Annotated in this window: 14 protein-coding genes; 8 read left to right on the top strand and 6 right to left on the bottom strand. The window is 64.5% G+C overall.

Annotated features, from left to right (window positions below; all coding sequences use genetic code 11):
- Positions 1-20 precede the first annotated feature (20 nt).
- Positions 21-773 carry an anti-sigma factor family protein gene (locus tag AC1MHZ_RS15085; protein ID WP_368830221.1) on the bottom strand — a complete coding sequence of 251 codons (753 nt, stop codon included), beginning with the start codon at positions 771-773 and terminating at the stop codon, positions 21-23.
- The gene (locus AC1MHZ_RS15080) at positions 770-1285 is read right to left on the bottom strand and encodes a sigma-70 family RNA polymerase sigma factor (protein ID WP_084853595.1); all 516 of its coding nucleotides are present in this window, start codon (positions 1283-1285) and stop codon (positions 770-772) included. The genes AC1MHZ_RS15085 and AC1MHZ_RS15080 overlap by 4 nt, the downstream gene beginning before the upstream one ends.
- Before the next feature lie 123 nt (positions 1286-1408).
- Between AC1MHZ_RS15080 and AC1MHZ_RS15075 the strand changes: the two genes are divergently transcribed.
- The 5 genes from AC1MHZ_RS15075 (at position 1409) to AC1MHZ_RS15055 (ending at position 5700) form a co-directional block, all read left to right on the top strand.
- Positions 1409-2461: a catalase family peroxidase gene (locus AC1MHZ_RS15075; RefSeq protein ID WP_482966577.1), complete on the top strand. Its 1053-nt coding sequence runs from the start codon at positions 1409-1411 to the stop codon at positions 2459-2461.
- Positions 2458-2991 carry a cytochrome b gene (locus tag AC1MHZ_RS15070; protein ID WP_084853598.1) on the top strand — a complete coding sequence of 178 codons (534 nt, stop codon included), beginning with the start codon at positions 2458-2460 and terminating at the stop codon, positions 2989-2991. Before AC1MHZ_RS15075 ends, AC1MHZ_RS15070 begins: the two co-directional genes overlap by 4 nt.
- A 48-nt stretch (positions 2992-3039) precedes the next feature.
- Positions 3040-4245 (top strand): MFS transporter, encoded by a 1206-nt coding sequence (locus AC1MHZ_RS15065; protein ID WP_482966567.1) that lies wholly within the window; start codon positions 3040-3042, stop codon positions 4243-4245.
- An 82-nt stretch (positions 4246-4327) separates the two neighbouring features.
- Positions 4328-4873 (top strand): cupin domain-containing protein, encoded by a 546-nt coding sequence (locus tag AC1MHZ_RS15060; RefSeq protein WP_196143115.1) that lies wholly within the window; start codon positions 4328-4330, stop codon positions 4871-4873.
- Between the two features lie 233 nt (positions 4874-5106).
- Positions 5107-5700 carry an eCIS core domain-containing protein gene (locus AC1MHZ_RS15055; RefSeq protein WP_324817356.1) on the top strand — a complete coding sequence of 198 codons (594 nt, stop codon included), beginning with the start codon at positions 5107-5109 and terminating at the stop codon, positions 5698-5700.
- A 20-nt stretch (positions 5701-5720) separates the two neighbouring features.
- Here AC1MHZ_RS15055 and AC1MHZ_RS15050 read toward each other — a convergent pair whose 3' ends face one another.
- Positions 5721-8531 carry an RHS repeat-associated core domain-containing protein gene (locus AC1MHZ_RS15050; RefSeq protein ID WP_482966566.1) on the bottom strand — a complete coding sequence of 937 codons (2811 nt, stop codon included), beginning with the start codon at positions 8529-8531 and terminating at the stop codon, positions 5721-5723.
- A gap of 166 nt (positions 8532-8697) precedes the next feature.
- On the bottom strand, positions 8698-9576 hold the full coding sequence (locus AC1MHZ_RS15045) for a LysR family transcriptional regulator (RefSeq protein WP_084858806.1): 879 nt from the start codon (positions 9574-9576) through the stop codon (positions 8698-8700).
- 111 nt (positions 9577-9687) lie between these two features.
- On the opposite strand from AC1MHZ_RS15045, the gene AC1MHZ_RS15040 reads away from it, so the two are divergent.
- The 3 genes from AC1MHZ_RS15040 to AC1MHZ_RS15030 all read left to right on the top strand — a co-directional run bounded on the left by AC1MHZ_RS15040 (position 9688) and on the right by AC1MHZ_RS15030 (position 13156).
- Complete coding sequence (locus tag AC1MHZ_RS15040; RefSeq protein WP_324817350.1) at positions 9688-10749, top strand: YeiH family protein; 1062 nt, start codon at positions 9688-9690, stop codon at positions 10747-10749.
- 88 nt (positions 10750-10837) lie between these two features.
- On the top strand, positions 10838-12211 hold the full coding sequence (gene ppnN, locus AC1MHZ_RS15035; RefSeq protein WP_084858808.1) for a nucleotide 5'-monophosphate nucleosidase PpnN: 1374 nt from the start codon (positions 10838-10840) through the stop codon (positions 12209-12211).
- 303 nt (positions 12212-12514) lie between these two features.
- Entirely contained in the window at positions 12515-13156 is a 642-nt protein-coding gene (locus AC1MHZ_RS15030; RefSeq protein WP_084858809.1) for a TIGR04211 family SH3 domain-containing protein, read from the top strand.
- A gap of 126 nt (positions 13157-13282) precedes the next feature.
- On the opposite strand, the gene AC1MHZ_RS15025 is transcribed toward AC1MHZ_RS15030, so the two are convergent.
- Positions 13283-14218, bottom strand: coding sequence for a 5'-nucleotidase (locus tag AC1MHZ_RS15025; RefSeq protein ID WP_084858810.1), 936 nt, complete (start codon positions 14216-14218; stop codon positions 13283-13285).
- Between the two features lie 222 nt (positions 14219-14440).
- Positions 14441-14710: a hypothetical protein gene (locus AC1MHZ_RS15020; protein ID WP_084858811.1), complete on the bottom strand. Its 270-nt coding sequence runs from the start codon at positions 14708-14710 to the stop codon at positions 14441-14443.
- Positions 14711-14743: the final 33 nt, after the last annotated feature.

The following is a 14743-nucleotide window of genomic DNA, read 5'->3' as shown; positions in this document are numbered from 1 at the left end:
TACACCTGGCGAGCCCGCGACTACAGGCTCACACCCAACGCCTGACGCAATTGATCGGCACGTCCATCGTCGGCGGCGCCGACCAAGGCAAAGTTGTAAGCGCCATGGGACCAATAGCGCGCTTCGAGCTGCCCCTCCGTCCGCTGCCCGCTGGGCATGCGTGCAAACCGTTCGCTGGGCGAGCGCAGGAACAGGCTGATGCGCTTCCCCTTGTTGTCCTGAAACACCAGCAGCGCCGCCGGGCCCTGTTCGTTGCTCAGCAGCCGGGCGCCCACCGGTTGGAACCCGTAGACACCGAGGTCCGGCAACTGCCCTACGCGGTCGAAGTGGCGCTCGAGCCAAGCCTGCAGGCGCTGCGGGTCGCCGGCCTGGACATCCAGCGTGGCCGCCCCTGCAAACAGACGATGGGCCTGCACGGCGTCCGCCATCGGCAGGGTATCGACCACCAGCGTCGCTTCACGGGCTTGCCAGCCACCGAACCCACCCACGCCCAGCGCCAGAAGCAGCAGCGCAGCCGATGCCCACTGCCGCTGGCGACGCCGACGCAAGCGCCGCCTGAACTGGCCAAGGTCCAAGTCGGTAGTAGTGCTGTTCTGCTCGAAGCCGGCCAGGGCCGCGCGCAGGCGCCGGGCGTCGTTGCGCCACGCGTCCACCCGCGCCGACTCTTGTGGATTGGCTGCCAGCCAGGCCTGAACCTGGGCTCTGCGCACCGGGTCGAGCCGGTCATCGACGTAGGCATGCAGCTCATGTTCGGTGGGAATCAACAGGGTCATTTCAGTCTCCGCAAGGCCGGGGGCGTGGGCTGGCCCTCGGTCATGTCGCGCAGGGCGGCACGGGCACGCGACAGGCGCGACATGACCGTACCGATGGGGATGCCCAAGGCTTGGGCGGCCTCCTTGTAGCTCAACCCTTCGACACTCACCAGCAACAGCAACGCACGCTGTTCGGTGGACAGTCGGGCGAAGGCCGCAAGATCGGCATGGGCCAGGACGATGCGCTCGGTTTCGCCACCCACCGCGTCCTCCTGGCCACGCCCGAACCAGGCCAGCCAGCGGGCATGCAGGCGCTCGCGGCGCTTGCCGTCGAGAAACAGGCGATAGAGGATGGTGAACAGCCAGGCGCGCAGGCTGTCGGCGTCACGCTGCTGCCCGCTGCGGCGCAGGGCGCGCTCGACGGTGGCCTGGACCAGATCGTCGGCGCTGCCCGACTCACGGCACAGCCACAACGCGAAGCGGCGCAGCCGTTGCAGCAGTTCGCGCCACTGTTGTTCATCCAGGTCATGCATGGTCAGGTCCAGGGCCTTTGGGGGTCAGTCTAAAGGGGCAGACGCGCCCGCACGACATTTATTCCCACGGCGGGAATAAATCTCCGGCCAGCCCGTCGTACCGGCTCATTCACTGCGTGGAACCTGACCATGACCACTCCTCTGCACGGCCCGGCCAAGGCCTTGCGCCTGACGGCCATCGGCGCGGCCCTGCTGGCCCTGGGCGCCGGCTTCGCCTACGCCGCCGGCTGGATCGGCGCCCCGGCGCTGACGCCTCAGCGCATCATCGACACCTTCGAAGCCCAGGCCGGCCATTACCCTGGCTATCGCAAGAACCACGCCAAAGGCCTGTGCGTGAGCGGCTATTTCCAGAGCAGCGGGCTGGCCGAGCCGCTGTCCAGCGCGAGGGTGTTCAGCCAGCCTCGGGTGCCGGTCATTGGCCGATTTGCCATCGGTGGCGCCAACCCGTTCGCCCCGGACACCAGCATCCCGGTACGCAGCCTGGCCCTGCAGTTCAGCACCGATGACGGACACTTCTGGCGGACCGGCATGAACAACCCGCCAGTGCTCGCGATCGGCACGCCGCAAGCGTTCTACGAACAGGTCCTGGCCATGGCGCCGGATCCGGCCACTGGCAAACCGAACCCGGCAAAGTTGCAAGCCTTCTTCGCTGCGCATCCGGAGAGTGCGGCCTTCCGTCAGTGGGCCGCCAGCTACAAACCCAGCGACAGCTTCGCCAGCACCCAGTATCACAGCATCAATGCCTTCGTGCTCAGGGACGGCGGCGACAAGGCCCATCCGGTGCGCTGGCAGCTGGAGCCCCAGACCCCCTTCGCCCCGCTGCCAGCGCAGATCGACGACAAGCAGTTCCTGCAACACGATCTGCAACAGCGCCTGAGCCAGGGCCCGCTGCGCTGGAGCCTGATCCTGGTACTCGCCGAGCCGGGCGACCCGCAGGACGACGCCTCGCGCCCCTGGCCCGCCGCACGGCGCCGCGTCGATGCCGGCACCCTGGTCATCGAACAGGTCGACGCGCCCGAGCAAGGCGCCTGCCGCGACATCAACTTCGACCCGCTGATCCTGCCCCCGGGCATCACGCCTTCCGCCGACCCGATCCTGGCGGCCCGCTCGGCCGCGTACTCGGAGTCCTTCAATCGCCGCAGCCGCGAGTCCCTCGATACCGGAGCCCGTCCATGACCGTCACTGTCTTCCATCCCCTCGCCCGGCTGGTGCACTGGCTGATGGCCGTGCTGATCCTGGCAATGCTGTTCATCGGCGTGAGCATGGTCGGCGATCTGTCGCCCCGCCATCCACTGATGGTCGAGCTGCACAAGGCCACGGGCCTGGCCTTGCTGGTGCTGGTGGTGTTGCGCATCGCCCTGCGCCTGGCGCTGCCCCATCCCCCCTTGCCACATGACCTGCCGGCGATCCAACGCCTGGCAGCCGGTGCCTCGCACCTGCTGCTGTATGCCCTGATGCTGGCCATGCCGCTGCTGGGCTGGGCCATGCTGTCGGCCGGCGACTACCCGCGCCCGCTGCAACTGCCGGCCATCGCCCCGCACAACCTGCAACTGTACGCAGCGCTGCGTCAGGCCCACGGCTGGGCCGGCTACCTGCTGTTCGCCACCATTCTCGTACACCTGGGAGCGGCCTTGATGCATGCCTGGGTGCGCCGGGACGGCGTATTGCGTAGCATGTGGCCTGGCCCTGTGCGCCGCGGCGAATGAGCGTTGCGGGGCAAACTGGGCATCGACCTCCAACCGACTGGACTGCCCATGAGCGCTGCAAAGGACCCTGCTGTTCCAACGCCTCCTGCGACCCTGGACCTGCGCCCACTGCTGCTGATCAGCGGTGCGTGCACCCTGTCGATGATGGCCTTCGTGTCGTTGATCGGCCCGATCGCCCGCCAGCTGGGCATGGCCACCTGGCAGGCCGGCGCTGCGGTCACCGTTGCGGGCGTGGTCTGGGTGATGTTGGCCCAGCCTTGGGGGCGCGCCGCCGACCGCTACGGGCGCAGGCGCATCCTGCTGCTGGGCAGCGCGGGGTTCACGCTTTCATATTGGTCGCTGTGCCTCTTCATCGACGGCGCGCTGCGCTGGATGCCGGGGGCGACCCTGGCATTCGTCGGCCTGATGCTCACCCGCGGCCTGATCGGCGCCTTCTATGCTGCCTTGCCGGTCAGCGCCAATGCCCTGATCGCCGACCATGTCGAGCCGCAACGCCGGGTGTGCGCCATGGCCTCGCTGGGCGCTGCCAATGCCGTGGGGCTGGTGCTGGGCCCGGCACTGGCGGCGCTGCTGGCGCGCCACAGTTTGAGCATGCCCTTCTATGTGATGTCGCTGCTGCCAGCGGGTGCCTTCCTCGTGCTGCTGTTCAAGCTCAAGCCTCCACCCTTGGCGCATAGCCATGAGCCTAGCCCGGTACGGCTGGGTGACCGACGCCTACGCCGCCCCTTGTTGGTAGCCTTCAGCGCCATGCTCAGCGTGACGGTGTCGCAGATCACCGTCGGCTTCTTCGCGCTCGATCGCCTGCAACTGGGCCCGGCCGATGCCGCCCAGGCTGCCGGCATCGCCCTGACCATGGTCGGCGTGGCGCTGATACTGGTGCAAGTGCTGCTGCGGCGTTTGGAGTGGCCGCCGCTGAAGATGATCCGCATCGGTGCCAGCGTTTCGGCCCTGGGCTTCGCCTGTGCCGCACTGGCCGCCAGCGCACCCTGGCTGTGGGCTTCGTTCTTCGTCGCGGCTGGCGGCATGGGCTTTGTCTTCCCCGCCTTCTCGGCCTTGGCGGCCAATGCCATGCATGCCTCGGAACAAGGCGCGACCGCCGGTTCCGTTGGCGCCGCCCAGGGCATGGGCGCCGTGATCGGGCCGCTGGCCGGCACCTTGGTCTATGCCCTGGACCCACGCCTGCCCTTCCTGGCGGTGGGCATGCTGTTACTGGTGATCGGAGTGTGGCCGACGCCCACCGACCAACGCCACTGACAAGCACAGCGCGTTGCCGCCCAGAGTGTGCTTTAATGCGTCGCCCATTATTTTTGACACCTCTCTATCTAACAAGGCGGCTATGGACACGGGGACACGACTCAAACTGGTGCGTGAACGCAACAACCTCTCCCAACGGGAACTGGCCCGCCGCAGTGGCCTGACCAACTCGACGATCTCGCAGATCGAACAGAACCGTGTCAGCCCGTCGGTCAGTTCCCTGAAAAAGCTGCTCGAAGGGATCCCGATGTCCCTGGCCGAGTTCTTCAGTTTCGACGAGCCCGTGCGCGAAGAGCGCTACGTGTTCCGTGCCGGCGAACAACCGGACCTGGGCCGCAACGGCCTGCGCATGCTGCTGGTCGGTGCCAGCGTCGAAGGTCGTCAGATGCGCATGCTGCGCGAGCTCTATGCCCCGGGCGCCGATTCCGGCGAGCCGATCGTGCACTCCGAAGGCGAAGAATGCGGCCTGGTCACCCGTGGCACAGTAGAATTGTGGGTCGATGGGCATGTGAGCATTCTCAATTCCGGCGACGGGTACTACATCCCCACCACCTTGCCGCACAGTTTCAAGAACATCGGCCCTGACGAAGCCGAGATCATCAGCGCCAACACCCCGGCCAACTTCTGATCGGCGCCTGGGGCTGCTGCGCAGCCCAATCGCGGGCCAAGCCCGCTCCTACAGAATGGGGTCACACCGTGTAGAGCGCCCTGGTGCCACGAAAAGGAGGGCAACTCCCTCCTGGTTCCACGAAGCCGCCTCAGCCCAACGCCGCCTCGACGAACACGTCCTGTCGTGCTGTCATGGCGGCCCCGGGTTGAGACGATCATGAATAAACGAACGCTATGTTATTAGGGCCTTGCATGAAGCACGCTAGTCTCTTGTTCGGCCTCGTGCTCGCTCTTCCGGTATTCGCGCAAACCACCTGCCCACCGGGCCAGTACGAGGTGTGCCTGATGGGCTGCTTCTGCGCGCCGGTCGACCCCGGCCAGGCGGGCCAGATCCTCAAGGACATGGAAACCATGGCCTCCGGCAGCCTGGCCTTTGCCTTGCGCCAGGCCCGCGACGAGGCGACCGCCGCCGGCACCCAGCCGATCCCCCTGCACATCCGCGCCCAGCTCGAGCCCTGGTACGACTTCGCCGTGCTCGATGCGGCGCGTTATCGCGTAGGCAACGAACAGCAGATGAGCGCGGCCAATGCGGTGTTGCAAAACCCGGACGTGAACGCGGTGACCCTGATCGACACGATCATCTTCCGTCATGCGCAGGATGCCGAGGACAATGTCGCGCTCTGGGCCCATGAACTCAAGCACGTACAGCAGTACCAGGAACTGGGTGTCGAGGAATTCGCCCGACGGTATACACGCAACTACGATGACCTCGAGGCGCCTGCCTACAAGATCGAAGCGCAGGTGGCCAAGGCGTTGCGGCAGAACAGCGCCGGGCGAGCCCGATAGTGGAATTACGAGAGCGTAACTCAATGACTCTGGTTGCGCTGTTTGATCGTACGTCCTGCGCCATCGAAGACTTTGTAAGTCGCTAACTGTCTTCCCGGCTGGTCCGTGAACGGTCCCTTTTTACCGAAAATTCTCCTAAAAATAGATTTCTTTTCCGTCGGCAATGTAGTGCTGCAATGAAAAGGGCTTATATTCACTTTTTTCATGTATTGAGGTGCATTGACGAAAATGGTCTTCCGGTAGCCTCGGACCTGGTATTTCTTCAATGTTCTTGCAACTTCGCGGGCGGCACCGGTACTTCCTGCACTGCACGCCAACAGAATGAATTCCTTGCCCTCTTCGTAACCAATACCCTCCAGCCAGGGCTTGATATCCTTTTCTGCAACTTCACGTGCCGGCCGAGGCTCCCCCTGGGCATTCATCAAGCTTCCATCGTCGCCACCATGCGTCACGAACGCCGCGAGCCCCGTCCCCAGAAAATCTGCGTAGAACACCACGTCATTATCACCTTTTTTCCGTTCCCAGAGGATGATGGCATTGTTTTCTACCCTGCCTGCCCGCGTCGGTGGGGATGCAGCCGCTCCTTCCTGTAGGTTCAATTGCGCAAAAATGGCCTTTAACCCGTCTTCGGTGAAAGCGGGCACCGAAACAGGTTCCGCTTGCTCGGCCGGGTCAGTTTCCCGGGCCAGATAGTCGATGGCGGGCGTCCAAGGGTTTGTCGGCGGGTTGGCATGCTCCTCTACCAAGCCCTGTTTATCCACCAATGTCGTAGGGTTGTTGCTTACCATTCTGAATAGATTCAACCCGTCCACCGTACCGGCCGGATCCGCGCTCAACCAGCGCCCCGCCCAAGGCTGGTAATAGCGATAGCCGTAGTAGTACAGGCCTGTGGCATCTCGCTCCTTGCCTGAATAGCGCACGGTCTTGTAACTCGCCTCAATTTCATTACGCGCAACCCATACCGCCGTGCCGCCAAAGGGGTAGTACTCTTCCTGGCTGATCAGGTTACCGGCGCCATCGACTTCCAGCGCGCTGCTGCCCAACAGGTTGTCGTAGCTGTAGCGCAGTTGGTCGTTCGGTAGGTCGTCGGGTTTTCCTGCCTGCCAGTGCAATACCCGCACTTGCGCACGACCGGCCTCCCCGACCGTCATCACCTGCAAGTCTTGGGTGAGCGTGTCGCCATGGGTGTGGGTACGCAGCTCCAGCCCTGGCAGGTAGATCACCCGCTGGGCCTGGGTGCTTTTAGCCGTTTGCTGGGTACTGGCTTTCAGCACCCGTTGGCTACGGCTGTCATAGCGGTAGCTTTCACGATCGTCCGTAGCACCTTCGCGCTTCACCGACACGACCTGCTCGAGCTCGGCTCGCGAGGTCCAGGCCAGTGGTTGCCCCGGCAACAGCATGGCCTGCTGGCCGCCTGGGGTGAACAGCGCCTCGACAGCCGACGGGTCCTTCGTCAGGGTGCTCAACACGGCCCGGTTGCTATGGTCGCTGACGGTGAGGTCGGTGGTGTAGTTGTGGTTCGTGGCGGGAGCGCTGTGGCGGATCTGCAGCAGGTTGCCTGCGGTGTCGTAGCGGTACGTGCGGGTGTATGGGGTGTAGGTGGTGCTGTCGAAGGGGGTGACGTGCGGGAGGTGGCGACCTGGTTGGCCGGCGTTGGCCATTTCGCGGCCCGTGGCACTGGCCAGTTGGTAGAGGCTGTCGTAGCTGTAGGTGTTTTCCGGCACCACTTTCTGGTTGCGCCAAAAGCGGGTGGCCTCGGCGTCGTTGCGGATCTTCAGCACGTTGCCCACCGGGTCGTAGGCATAGCGCAGGTCCTGCAGCACCTTCGCGCCAGTGCCCTGGCGCTCGGTCTTGATCGACGACAGGCGCTGGGTGTCGGGCTCGTAGGTGTAGGTGGTCACCACACCGTTGCCATGCACCTCGCGCAGCTTCTGCCCGGCGGCGGAATAACTTACGGACTGGACGATCGCCTGCTCGGCCTTGCCCGCGATCGTCAACCAGCTGCCACTGAGCTGGCCGGCCACATCATAGGCCACCCGTTGCAGGTTGCCTGCGGCATCCAGGGTCGTCAGCATCGCGCCCGTGGCGTCTGCCGTGGTCTGGGTCGTATAGGCCTCGGAGGCCAGTCGAGTGTCCCATTCCGCCGCCTCTTCGCCCCGCCAGTCGGCGGCGATATCAGGATGGTCGGCATCCTTGAGCAGCTGCCGGGTCGTTGAGATCGGCACACCCGTCAGGGCAACGCTGTTCGCCTGCACCAGCCCCGCCGGGTCGTAATGGCGGGTCACCTGCCCGAGCAGATTATGGTCCCGTGCCTGTTGCGTAACCGGTGCCCAGACGAACCGCTCGGCAATCCGCGCCTCGCTGTCGGCCACCTGCTCCGTCACGCCCAGCGGTCGGCCGGCCTGGGACGGGGCCTCGTACTGCCAGGTACGGGTAACCGCCTGGCTCAGGTCGTCGTTACCCTCTTCGTCGGTAGCAATCTGAGCCACCTCCATGAAAGGGCGCCCGGCGGCATCCCTGAGGGTTATCGAAGTGCCCGCATCGACACTGCGGGTGCGCAATGCGGTACCGGCAAGATCCGTCCAGTAAGTGAAATTCGCCAATCCACGGGCATGCAGCCGTGGGTCAGCGCTCTGCACAAGGAAACTGCGCGCATCGTGTTGATGATGGGTGAGGCGCCTGTCCGTCGTTCTCGGTGAGTCGGGATGGCGGTGGAACTCGATATCTCGAACGGTCAAGCCGCGGTTATCGAAGACCTTGACCGTAGGCGTGCAACTGAAAAGCGATGTATCCATGAAGTTCTCCAGGACTGAATGCCAATCCTCGATCATCGCCCACACCCGTACTGCACACGTACAGGCATTCCTGATAGGAGGCCACCCAAGCATTGTGCAAGGCTTGGCTATAGATACCGCAAAGAGAGAAGACATCCGAGGTAGCGTTGGGCTCCGAGACCAGCCCGCATCTGCAAGACCCGCGTATGCCGGCCATGAGCCCCTATCGGCCCAAGCACAGCGCCATGAACCGCGCCGCCGCCCGCGAAGGTGTCGCGGCATGGGGCATCAGGATCGAGAAATGACGTGTCAGGGGCTGTGGCGCAATGCCCAGGCGGTGCAGGGCATTGTCTTCATGACGGATCGACATCGCTGACACAAAGCCTATACCCATCCCTGCCCTGACAGCCTCCTTCACTCCCTCCACCCCGGCGATCTCCAGCGCCACGCGCATCGCCACGCCCTCGCGGGCGAAGGCGCGCTCCACCAATTGCCGCACACCCGAACCGCTTTCGCGCAGCACCAATGGGTAAGCCCCCAGCACATCGAGCGGTTGCGTCTGGCCAGCGCTGGCCAAGGGGTGGTTGCTCGGGACGATGGCGACGATCTCATCTTCGCGCCAGGCCGTGACTTCGGTGCCCAACGCCAGCTCCTGGCCAGGGGGGCCTTCGATCAAGGCGATGTCGAGGGTTTCCAGCGCCGCAACGATTTCCGAGGTGTTGCCATTGGTGGTGGTGACCACCACATCCGGGTAGCGTCCATGGAAGTCCGCGAGCAGGTATGGCAGCAGGTAGCTGGCCGGCGTGGTGCTCGCACCAATGCGCAGCGTGCCGCGCTCAAGGCCGCGCATGGCATCACGCAGGGCCTGGGCCTGGCGGAAGGTGTCGCGCAGGCGCTCGGCATGCCCAAGCAACTGTTCACCGGCTGCGGTCAGGCGCACGCCACGGCCTGCACGTTGGTACAACGGCTCGCCGAAGGCTTCCTGCAACAGCTTGAGCTGGCCCGAGACGGCCGGCTGGGACAAATGCAGTGCGTTCGCGGCATGGCTGATGTTGCCGTGTTCGGCAACCGTGGCGAATGTTATCAGTTGCTCAGGGGTCATTTCGCAAAAGTATCAGCTAAACGGATACTTTGCATCTCAAAGTACGATTTTTTATAAGCTTATAACTGAATTAACGTAGACCTCATCTCGTCACCGTTCGGAGGTCCTACCATGGCCACGGCCCCTGCCACCCCGGCCCTTGAGCCCACCCACTCCACCCGTGGGCGGCTCAATGGCATCCTGTTCGTTGCGCTGTTCGCCTTCGCGGTCACCCAAGTGGCAGCCTTGCCCGCCATCGCCGGGCTGGGCATCAGCCCACTCATTGTCGGTATCGTCACGGGTGCCGTGTATGGCAATGCCTTGCGCCACGGCCTGCCAGCGAGTTGGGCGGCCGGCGTGAACTTTTCCGCGCGCAACCTGCTGCGCCTGGCGGTGGCCTTCTTCGGCCTGCGCGTCAGCCTGCAGGAAATCGCCCAGGTGGGCTGGTCGGGGCTCACCGTCTCGTTGTTGGTGGTCGTCAGCACGCTGCTGGTCGGCCTGTGGGTCGGCATGAAGGTAATGAAGCTGGACCGCGACACCGCCCTGCTCACAGCCGCCGGCAGCGCGATCTGCGGCGCGGCGGCAGTGCTGGCGTTCGAGTCGGCGCTGCGCTCGCAACCGCACAAGGCCGCCATGGCCGTGGGCAGCGTGGTGCTGTTCGGTACGCTGTCGATGTTCCTCTATCCGCTGATAGTGAACGCCGGCTGGGTACCGCTCGACACCCTGGGCGTGGGCCTGTTCTTCGGTGGCACCCTGCATGAGGTGGCCCAGGTCGTAGGTGCGGCCAGCAACGTGAGCCCACAAGCCACCCATATCGCCACCATCGTCAAGATGACCCGGGTCCTGCTGCTGGTGCCGGTGCTGCTGGTGGTCGGCGTGTGGATCAGCCGCTCGCGCAAACCAGGCCAGGCCCAGGGTGGCGGTCGTATCGCAGTGCCCTGGTTCGCCTTCGGTTTCCTGCTGCTGGTGCTGATCAACTCGTTGCAGGTACTGCCTGCGCCGCTGGTCACCTCGATCAACAGCCTGGATACCTTCGCCCTGACCATGGCCATGACGGCCCTGGGCATGGAAACCCGCCTCAGCCAGATCCGCCAGGCAGGCCCACGCGCCTTGCTCACCGGGGCGCTGCTGAACCTCTGGCTGATCGGCGGCGGCCTGGCGATCACCCTGGGTGTGCAACGTCTGCTTGGCTAGGCTTTTTCGGTGCCCCCCTCGTTGCCGCGCACATTTGTCGGTATGGTGGTATCCAAGTAGGAGTTTTACACGCACAGGAAAGACTTAGATGCCCCAACGCAATGTCATCAACGCATCCGTCAGCCCCAAAGGCAGCCTGGAGACGCTGTCGCAACGTGAAGTCCAGCAACTGAGCGAAGTCGGTACCGGCAGTCTGTACACCCTGTTCCGCCAGTGCGCCCTGGCCATTCTCAACACCGGCGCCCATGTCGACAATGCCAAGACCATCCTCGAGGCCTACCAGGACTTCGAGGTACGCATCCACCAGCAAGACCGTGGCGTGCGCCTGGAGCTGCTCAACGCCCCCGCCGACGCCTTCGTCGATGGCGAGATGATCGCCAGCACCCGCGAGATGCTCTTCAGCGCCCTGCGCGACATCGTCTACACCGAAAGCGAGCTGGCCAGCCAGCGTATCGACCTGGAGAGTTCCCAGGGCATCACCGACTATGTCTTCCACCTGCTGCGCAACGCCCGCACCCTGCGCCCAGGCGTCGAGCCGAAGATGGTGGTGTGCTGGGGTGGCCACTCGATCAGCAGCGAGGAATACCAGTACACCAAGAAGGTCGGCCACGAGCTGGGCCTGCGCAAGCTGGACGTCTGCACCGGTTGCGGCCCGGGCGTGATGAAAGGCCCGATGAAGGGTGCGACCATCGCCCACGCCAAGCAGCGCATGCATGGCAGCCGCTACCTGGGCCTGACCGAGCCGGGCATCATCGCCGCCGAGGCGCCCAACCCGATCGTCAACGAACTGGTGATCCTGCCGGACATCGAGAAGCGCCTGGAGGCCTTCGTGCGGGTCGGCCACGGCATCATCATCTTCCCCGGCGGCGCGGGTACCGCCGAGGAATTCCTGTACCTGCTGGGTATCCTCATGCACCCAGACAACCAGGACCTGCCCTTCCCGGTCATCCTCACCGGCCCACGCAGCGCCGAGGCCTACCTGCAACAGCTGCACGCCTTCGTCGGCGCTACCCTGGGCGAAACAGCCCAGCGCCACTACAAGATCATCATCGACGACCCGGCCGAGGTCGCCCGGCACATGGTCGAGGGGCTCATGGCGGTCAAGCAGTTCCGGCGCGAACGCAATGACGCCTTCCACTTCAACTGGCTGCTCAAGATCGAAGAGGGCTTCCAGCGCCCGTTCGACCCGACCCACGAAAACATGGCCAACCTGGACCTGCGCCGGGAGCTGCCACCCCATGAGCTGGCGGCCAACCTGCGCCGGGCGTTTTCCGGGGTGGTGGCGGGCAACGTCAAGGACAAGGGCATTCGCCTGATCGAGGAACACGGGCCGTACCAGATCCGCGGTGACAGCGCCGTGCTGGATCCGCTGGGCCGATTGCTGCAAGCGTTCGTCGACCAGCACCGGATGAAGTTGCCGGGTGGGGCGGCGTATGTGCCGTGCTATCAGGTCGTGACCTGAGGCCTTAGGCCATTCATAGGGGCAGCCTCGCCTGACTGCCTTCTTGCATCGCCGGCAAGCCGGCTCCCACAGGCAAGCGCTGCTTGAGAAGGCAGCGCAGGGCGGGTGGGAGCCGGCTTGCCGGCGATAGGGCCGGAACCGGCAACCCTTCGGTCCCCCCGCCGCAACATCCTGCAGACATTTCCTACACCAAGCAGTGAACCTGCTTCGATAAAAACGGTCTTTCGCTGACGGTCAAACCACCGACCGGTTCATCGGCCCAGTCACCGGGCCTTCTTTTGTCCTGTTTCAGCGAAGACCACCATGCCCGACTTCCGCCCTGCCTCCCCTGCCCTTGCCACCCTGTTCGCCGCCGCCCTGGTTGCCCTCGCCGGCCCCGTACATGCCGAAGAACCGGCCAGCGACGCGCGCTGGGTCAGCGACAGCCTGAGCACCTATGTGCGCAGCGGCCCGACCAACGGCCACCGCATCGTCGGCTCGGTCAAGGCCGGGCAGAAGGTCACTCTGGTCGACACCCAGGGCAACTACAGCCAGGTGCGAGGCCAGAACGGCGACCTGGTGTGGATCCTCACCAGCGACCTGCAGTCGGTACCCGGCCAGGCCGAGCGCCTGCCGGCACTGGATGCCAAGGTGGCGCAGCTGTCCGACCAGCTCAAGACCATCGATGACAGCTGGAAGAACCGCGTGCAAGGCATGCAGGAAACCCTCGACTCGCGCAAGGCACTGATCGACGAGCTGGAAGCGCGCAACAAGTCGCTCAACGAACAGCTCGACCAGGCCCAGTCGTCCCTGCGCGATACCCAGGCACGCCTGGGTGACGAGAACAAGCAGGTGATGATGCGCTACATGGTGTACGGCGGCAGCATCGCCGGTGCTGGCCTGCTCGCCGGCCTGATCCTGCCGGCCTTGACCCGCGGACGCAAACGCAACGACCGCTGGTTCTAAGGCCTCCCCGCGGGCCATACCACATCTGTGGGAGCGGGTTTACCCGCGAACCATTCGACTCGCTGGAGCACCGGCTCGGCCGGTGTTCGCAAAGCAAGCCTGCGCCCACAGAGTGCAGCCCGCCGCCTACCCGGTCTGGTTGGTGACGCCGAACGGGATGTGCACCGAAGGCACCACGGTGCGGGTACCCTTCAGGTGCCCGGACTGGTCGTCGAAGAAGATGTGCGGCTTGAGCACCTGCAGCACCCGGCGCTTTTCGATGCCGCCCAGGAAGAATGCATCGTTGGCCATCACGCCCCAGCTCTTGAGCGTGTTGAGGGCGCGCTCGTGGGATGGCGCGTTGCGGGCGGTGACAATGGAGACCCGCAGGCGGTTCTCGTAGCCCTCATGCTTGAGTTTGTACTGCTCTTCGATCGCCTGGATCCTCGCGATCCGCACGAAGAATTCCTTGAGCGGCCCTGGGTTGTGGGGCTGGGTGACATTGGTCACCTCGTGGGCATGAAAGCCCACCAGGCCATCGCGCTGCATCACGGCTTCCGACTCGTCACCGGCCAGCACGCCATCGAAGTCGAAGGCGATGCGCAGGCTGTCATCGCTTTCGTCATCGTCGAACTGCGAATCGAGTACCTGGCCAGCCGGGTAGCCAGCCTGGATCGCAGCATCCACATGTTTCTTGTCGGCAGAGAGGAACAGGGCGATGTTCAGCGCCGGGATATATTCATAAGGCGACCGCCCCTGCATGAAGATCGCCCGGGTCATGTTCAGACCGTAATGCTCGATGGTCTTCATCACCCGCAGGCCGGTGTCCGGGTCGTTCTGCGACAGCAATACCACCTCGACCAACGGGTCGTTGGGGTCTTCGCGCAAGTCATTGAGCGCCAACAGGCGCTTGATGAAGGGATAGGCGATGCCCTTGCCCAAGGGCGTGTGCAGGTGCTGCTCCTGGTACTTGCGGTACTGCGCCTCGCCCTCGCGGCGGAACACGGCGTCGGACTCGCTGAGGTCGAAAACCGCGCTGGACGCCACGCCGACCACCAGCCGATCATCCACATCATAGGCCACGGGCGGCTCCTTCCAGACGTGGGGCCCAGTCTTCGACCTGGCGTTGCTCGAGCAGGCAATCAAGGGCAAGGGTAGTCTGGGGCATGCGCAATCTCTTGGAGCTATCGCTGTAGCGCAAAGCTTACCCGAGACCAGGGCCATACCGGAACGCCCTGGCGCCCGGCTTCGCCCACCCCGCACGTGCACAGCACGAGTGAGGGGTGGCGAAACCAGAAGGATGCGCTATCTGCCTCGCGCCTTGTTGTAGATGGTCTTGGCGCGGTCGGCCGAAGCCTGGCATTTGATCATATCGCCGGCGGCCTGGGCATCCTTGGCCTGGGTGAGCAGTTTCTGGTAGTCCTGGGCCATGCCGCCATGCAAGGCCTGGCCATCGGTCCTGTGGATGTCCTCAAGTTCCTTGATCTTGGCGGCGCAGTTGGTTTCGGGGCCGGATTCGGCGTGGGCGGCAACGCTCAAGACAGTCGCGATCATCAGCAGTGTCATGGATTTCATGGAGCCTTCTCCTTTGGAAAAACCGGACTTCTG

It is taken from the genome of Pseudomonas sp. FA-1 (assembly GCF_056856075.1).
This window is presented reverse-complemented; position numbering and strand designations above follow the sequence as displayed.

Bases quoted from the DNA above. Each gene is read 5' to 3' on its own strand.
- AC1MHZ_RS15030 (WP_084858809.1), top strand. From the start codon at position 12,515: ATGCCCGACTTCCGCCCTGCCTCCCCTGCCCTTGCCACCCTGTTCGCC.
- AC1MHZ_RS15070 (WP_084853598.1), top strand. From the start codon at position 2,458: ATGACCGTCACTGTCTTCCATCCCCTCGCCCGGCTGGTGCACTGGCTG.
- AC1MHZ_RS15040 (WP_324817350.1), top strand. From the start codon at position 9,688: ATGGCCACGGCCCCTGCCACCCCGGCCCTTGAGCCCACCCACTCCACC.
- AC1MHZ_RS15020 (WP_084858811.1), bottom strand. From the start codon at position 14,710: ATGAAATCCATGACACTGCTGATGATCGCGACTGTCTTGAGCGTTGCC.
- AC1MHZ_RS15065 (WP_482966567.1), top strand. From the start codon at position 3,040: ATGAGCGCTGCAAAGGACCCTGCTGTTCCAACGCCTCCTGCGACCCTG.
- ppnN (WP_084858808.1), top strand. From the start codon at position 10,838: ATGCCCCAACGCAATGTCATCAACGCATCCGTCAGCCCCAAAGGCAGC.
- AC1MHZ_RS15080 (WP_084853595.1), bottom strand. From the start codon at position 1,285: ATGCATGACCTGGATGAACAACAGTGGCGCGAACTGCTGCAACGGCTG.
- AC1MHZ_RS15085 (WP_368830221.1), bottom strand. From the start codon at position 773: ATGACCCTGTTGATTCCCACCGAACATGAGCTGCATGCCTACGTCGAT.
- AC1MHZ_RS15060 (WP_196143115.1), top strand. From the start codon at position 4,328: ATGGACACGGGGACACGACTCAAACTGGTGCGTGAACGCAACAACCTC.
- AC1MHZ_RS15055 (WP_324817356.1), top strand. From the start codon at position 5,107: ATGAAGCACGCTAGTCTCTTGTTCGGCCTCGTGCTCGCTCTTCCGGTA.
- AC1MHZ_RS15050 (WP_482966566.1), bottom strand. From the start codon at position 8,531: ATGATCGAGGATTGGCATTCAGTCCTGGAGAACTTCATGGATACATCG.
- AC1MHZ_RS15045 (WP_084858806.1), bottom strand. From the start codon at position 9,576: ATGACCCCTGAGCAACTGATAACATTCGCCACGGTTGCCGAACACGGC.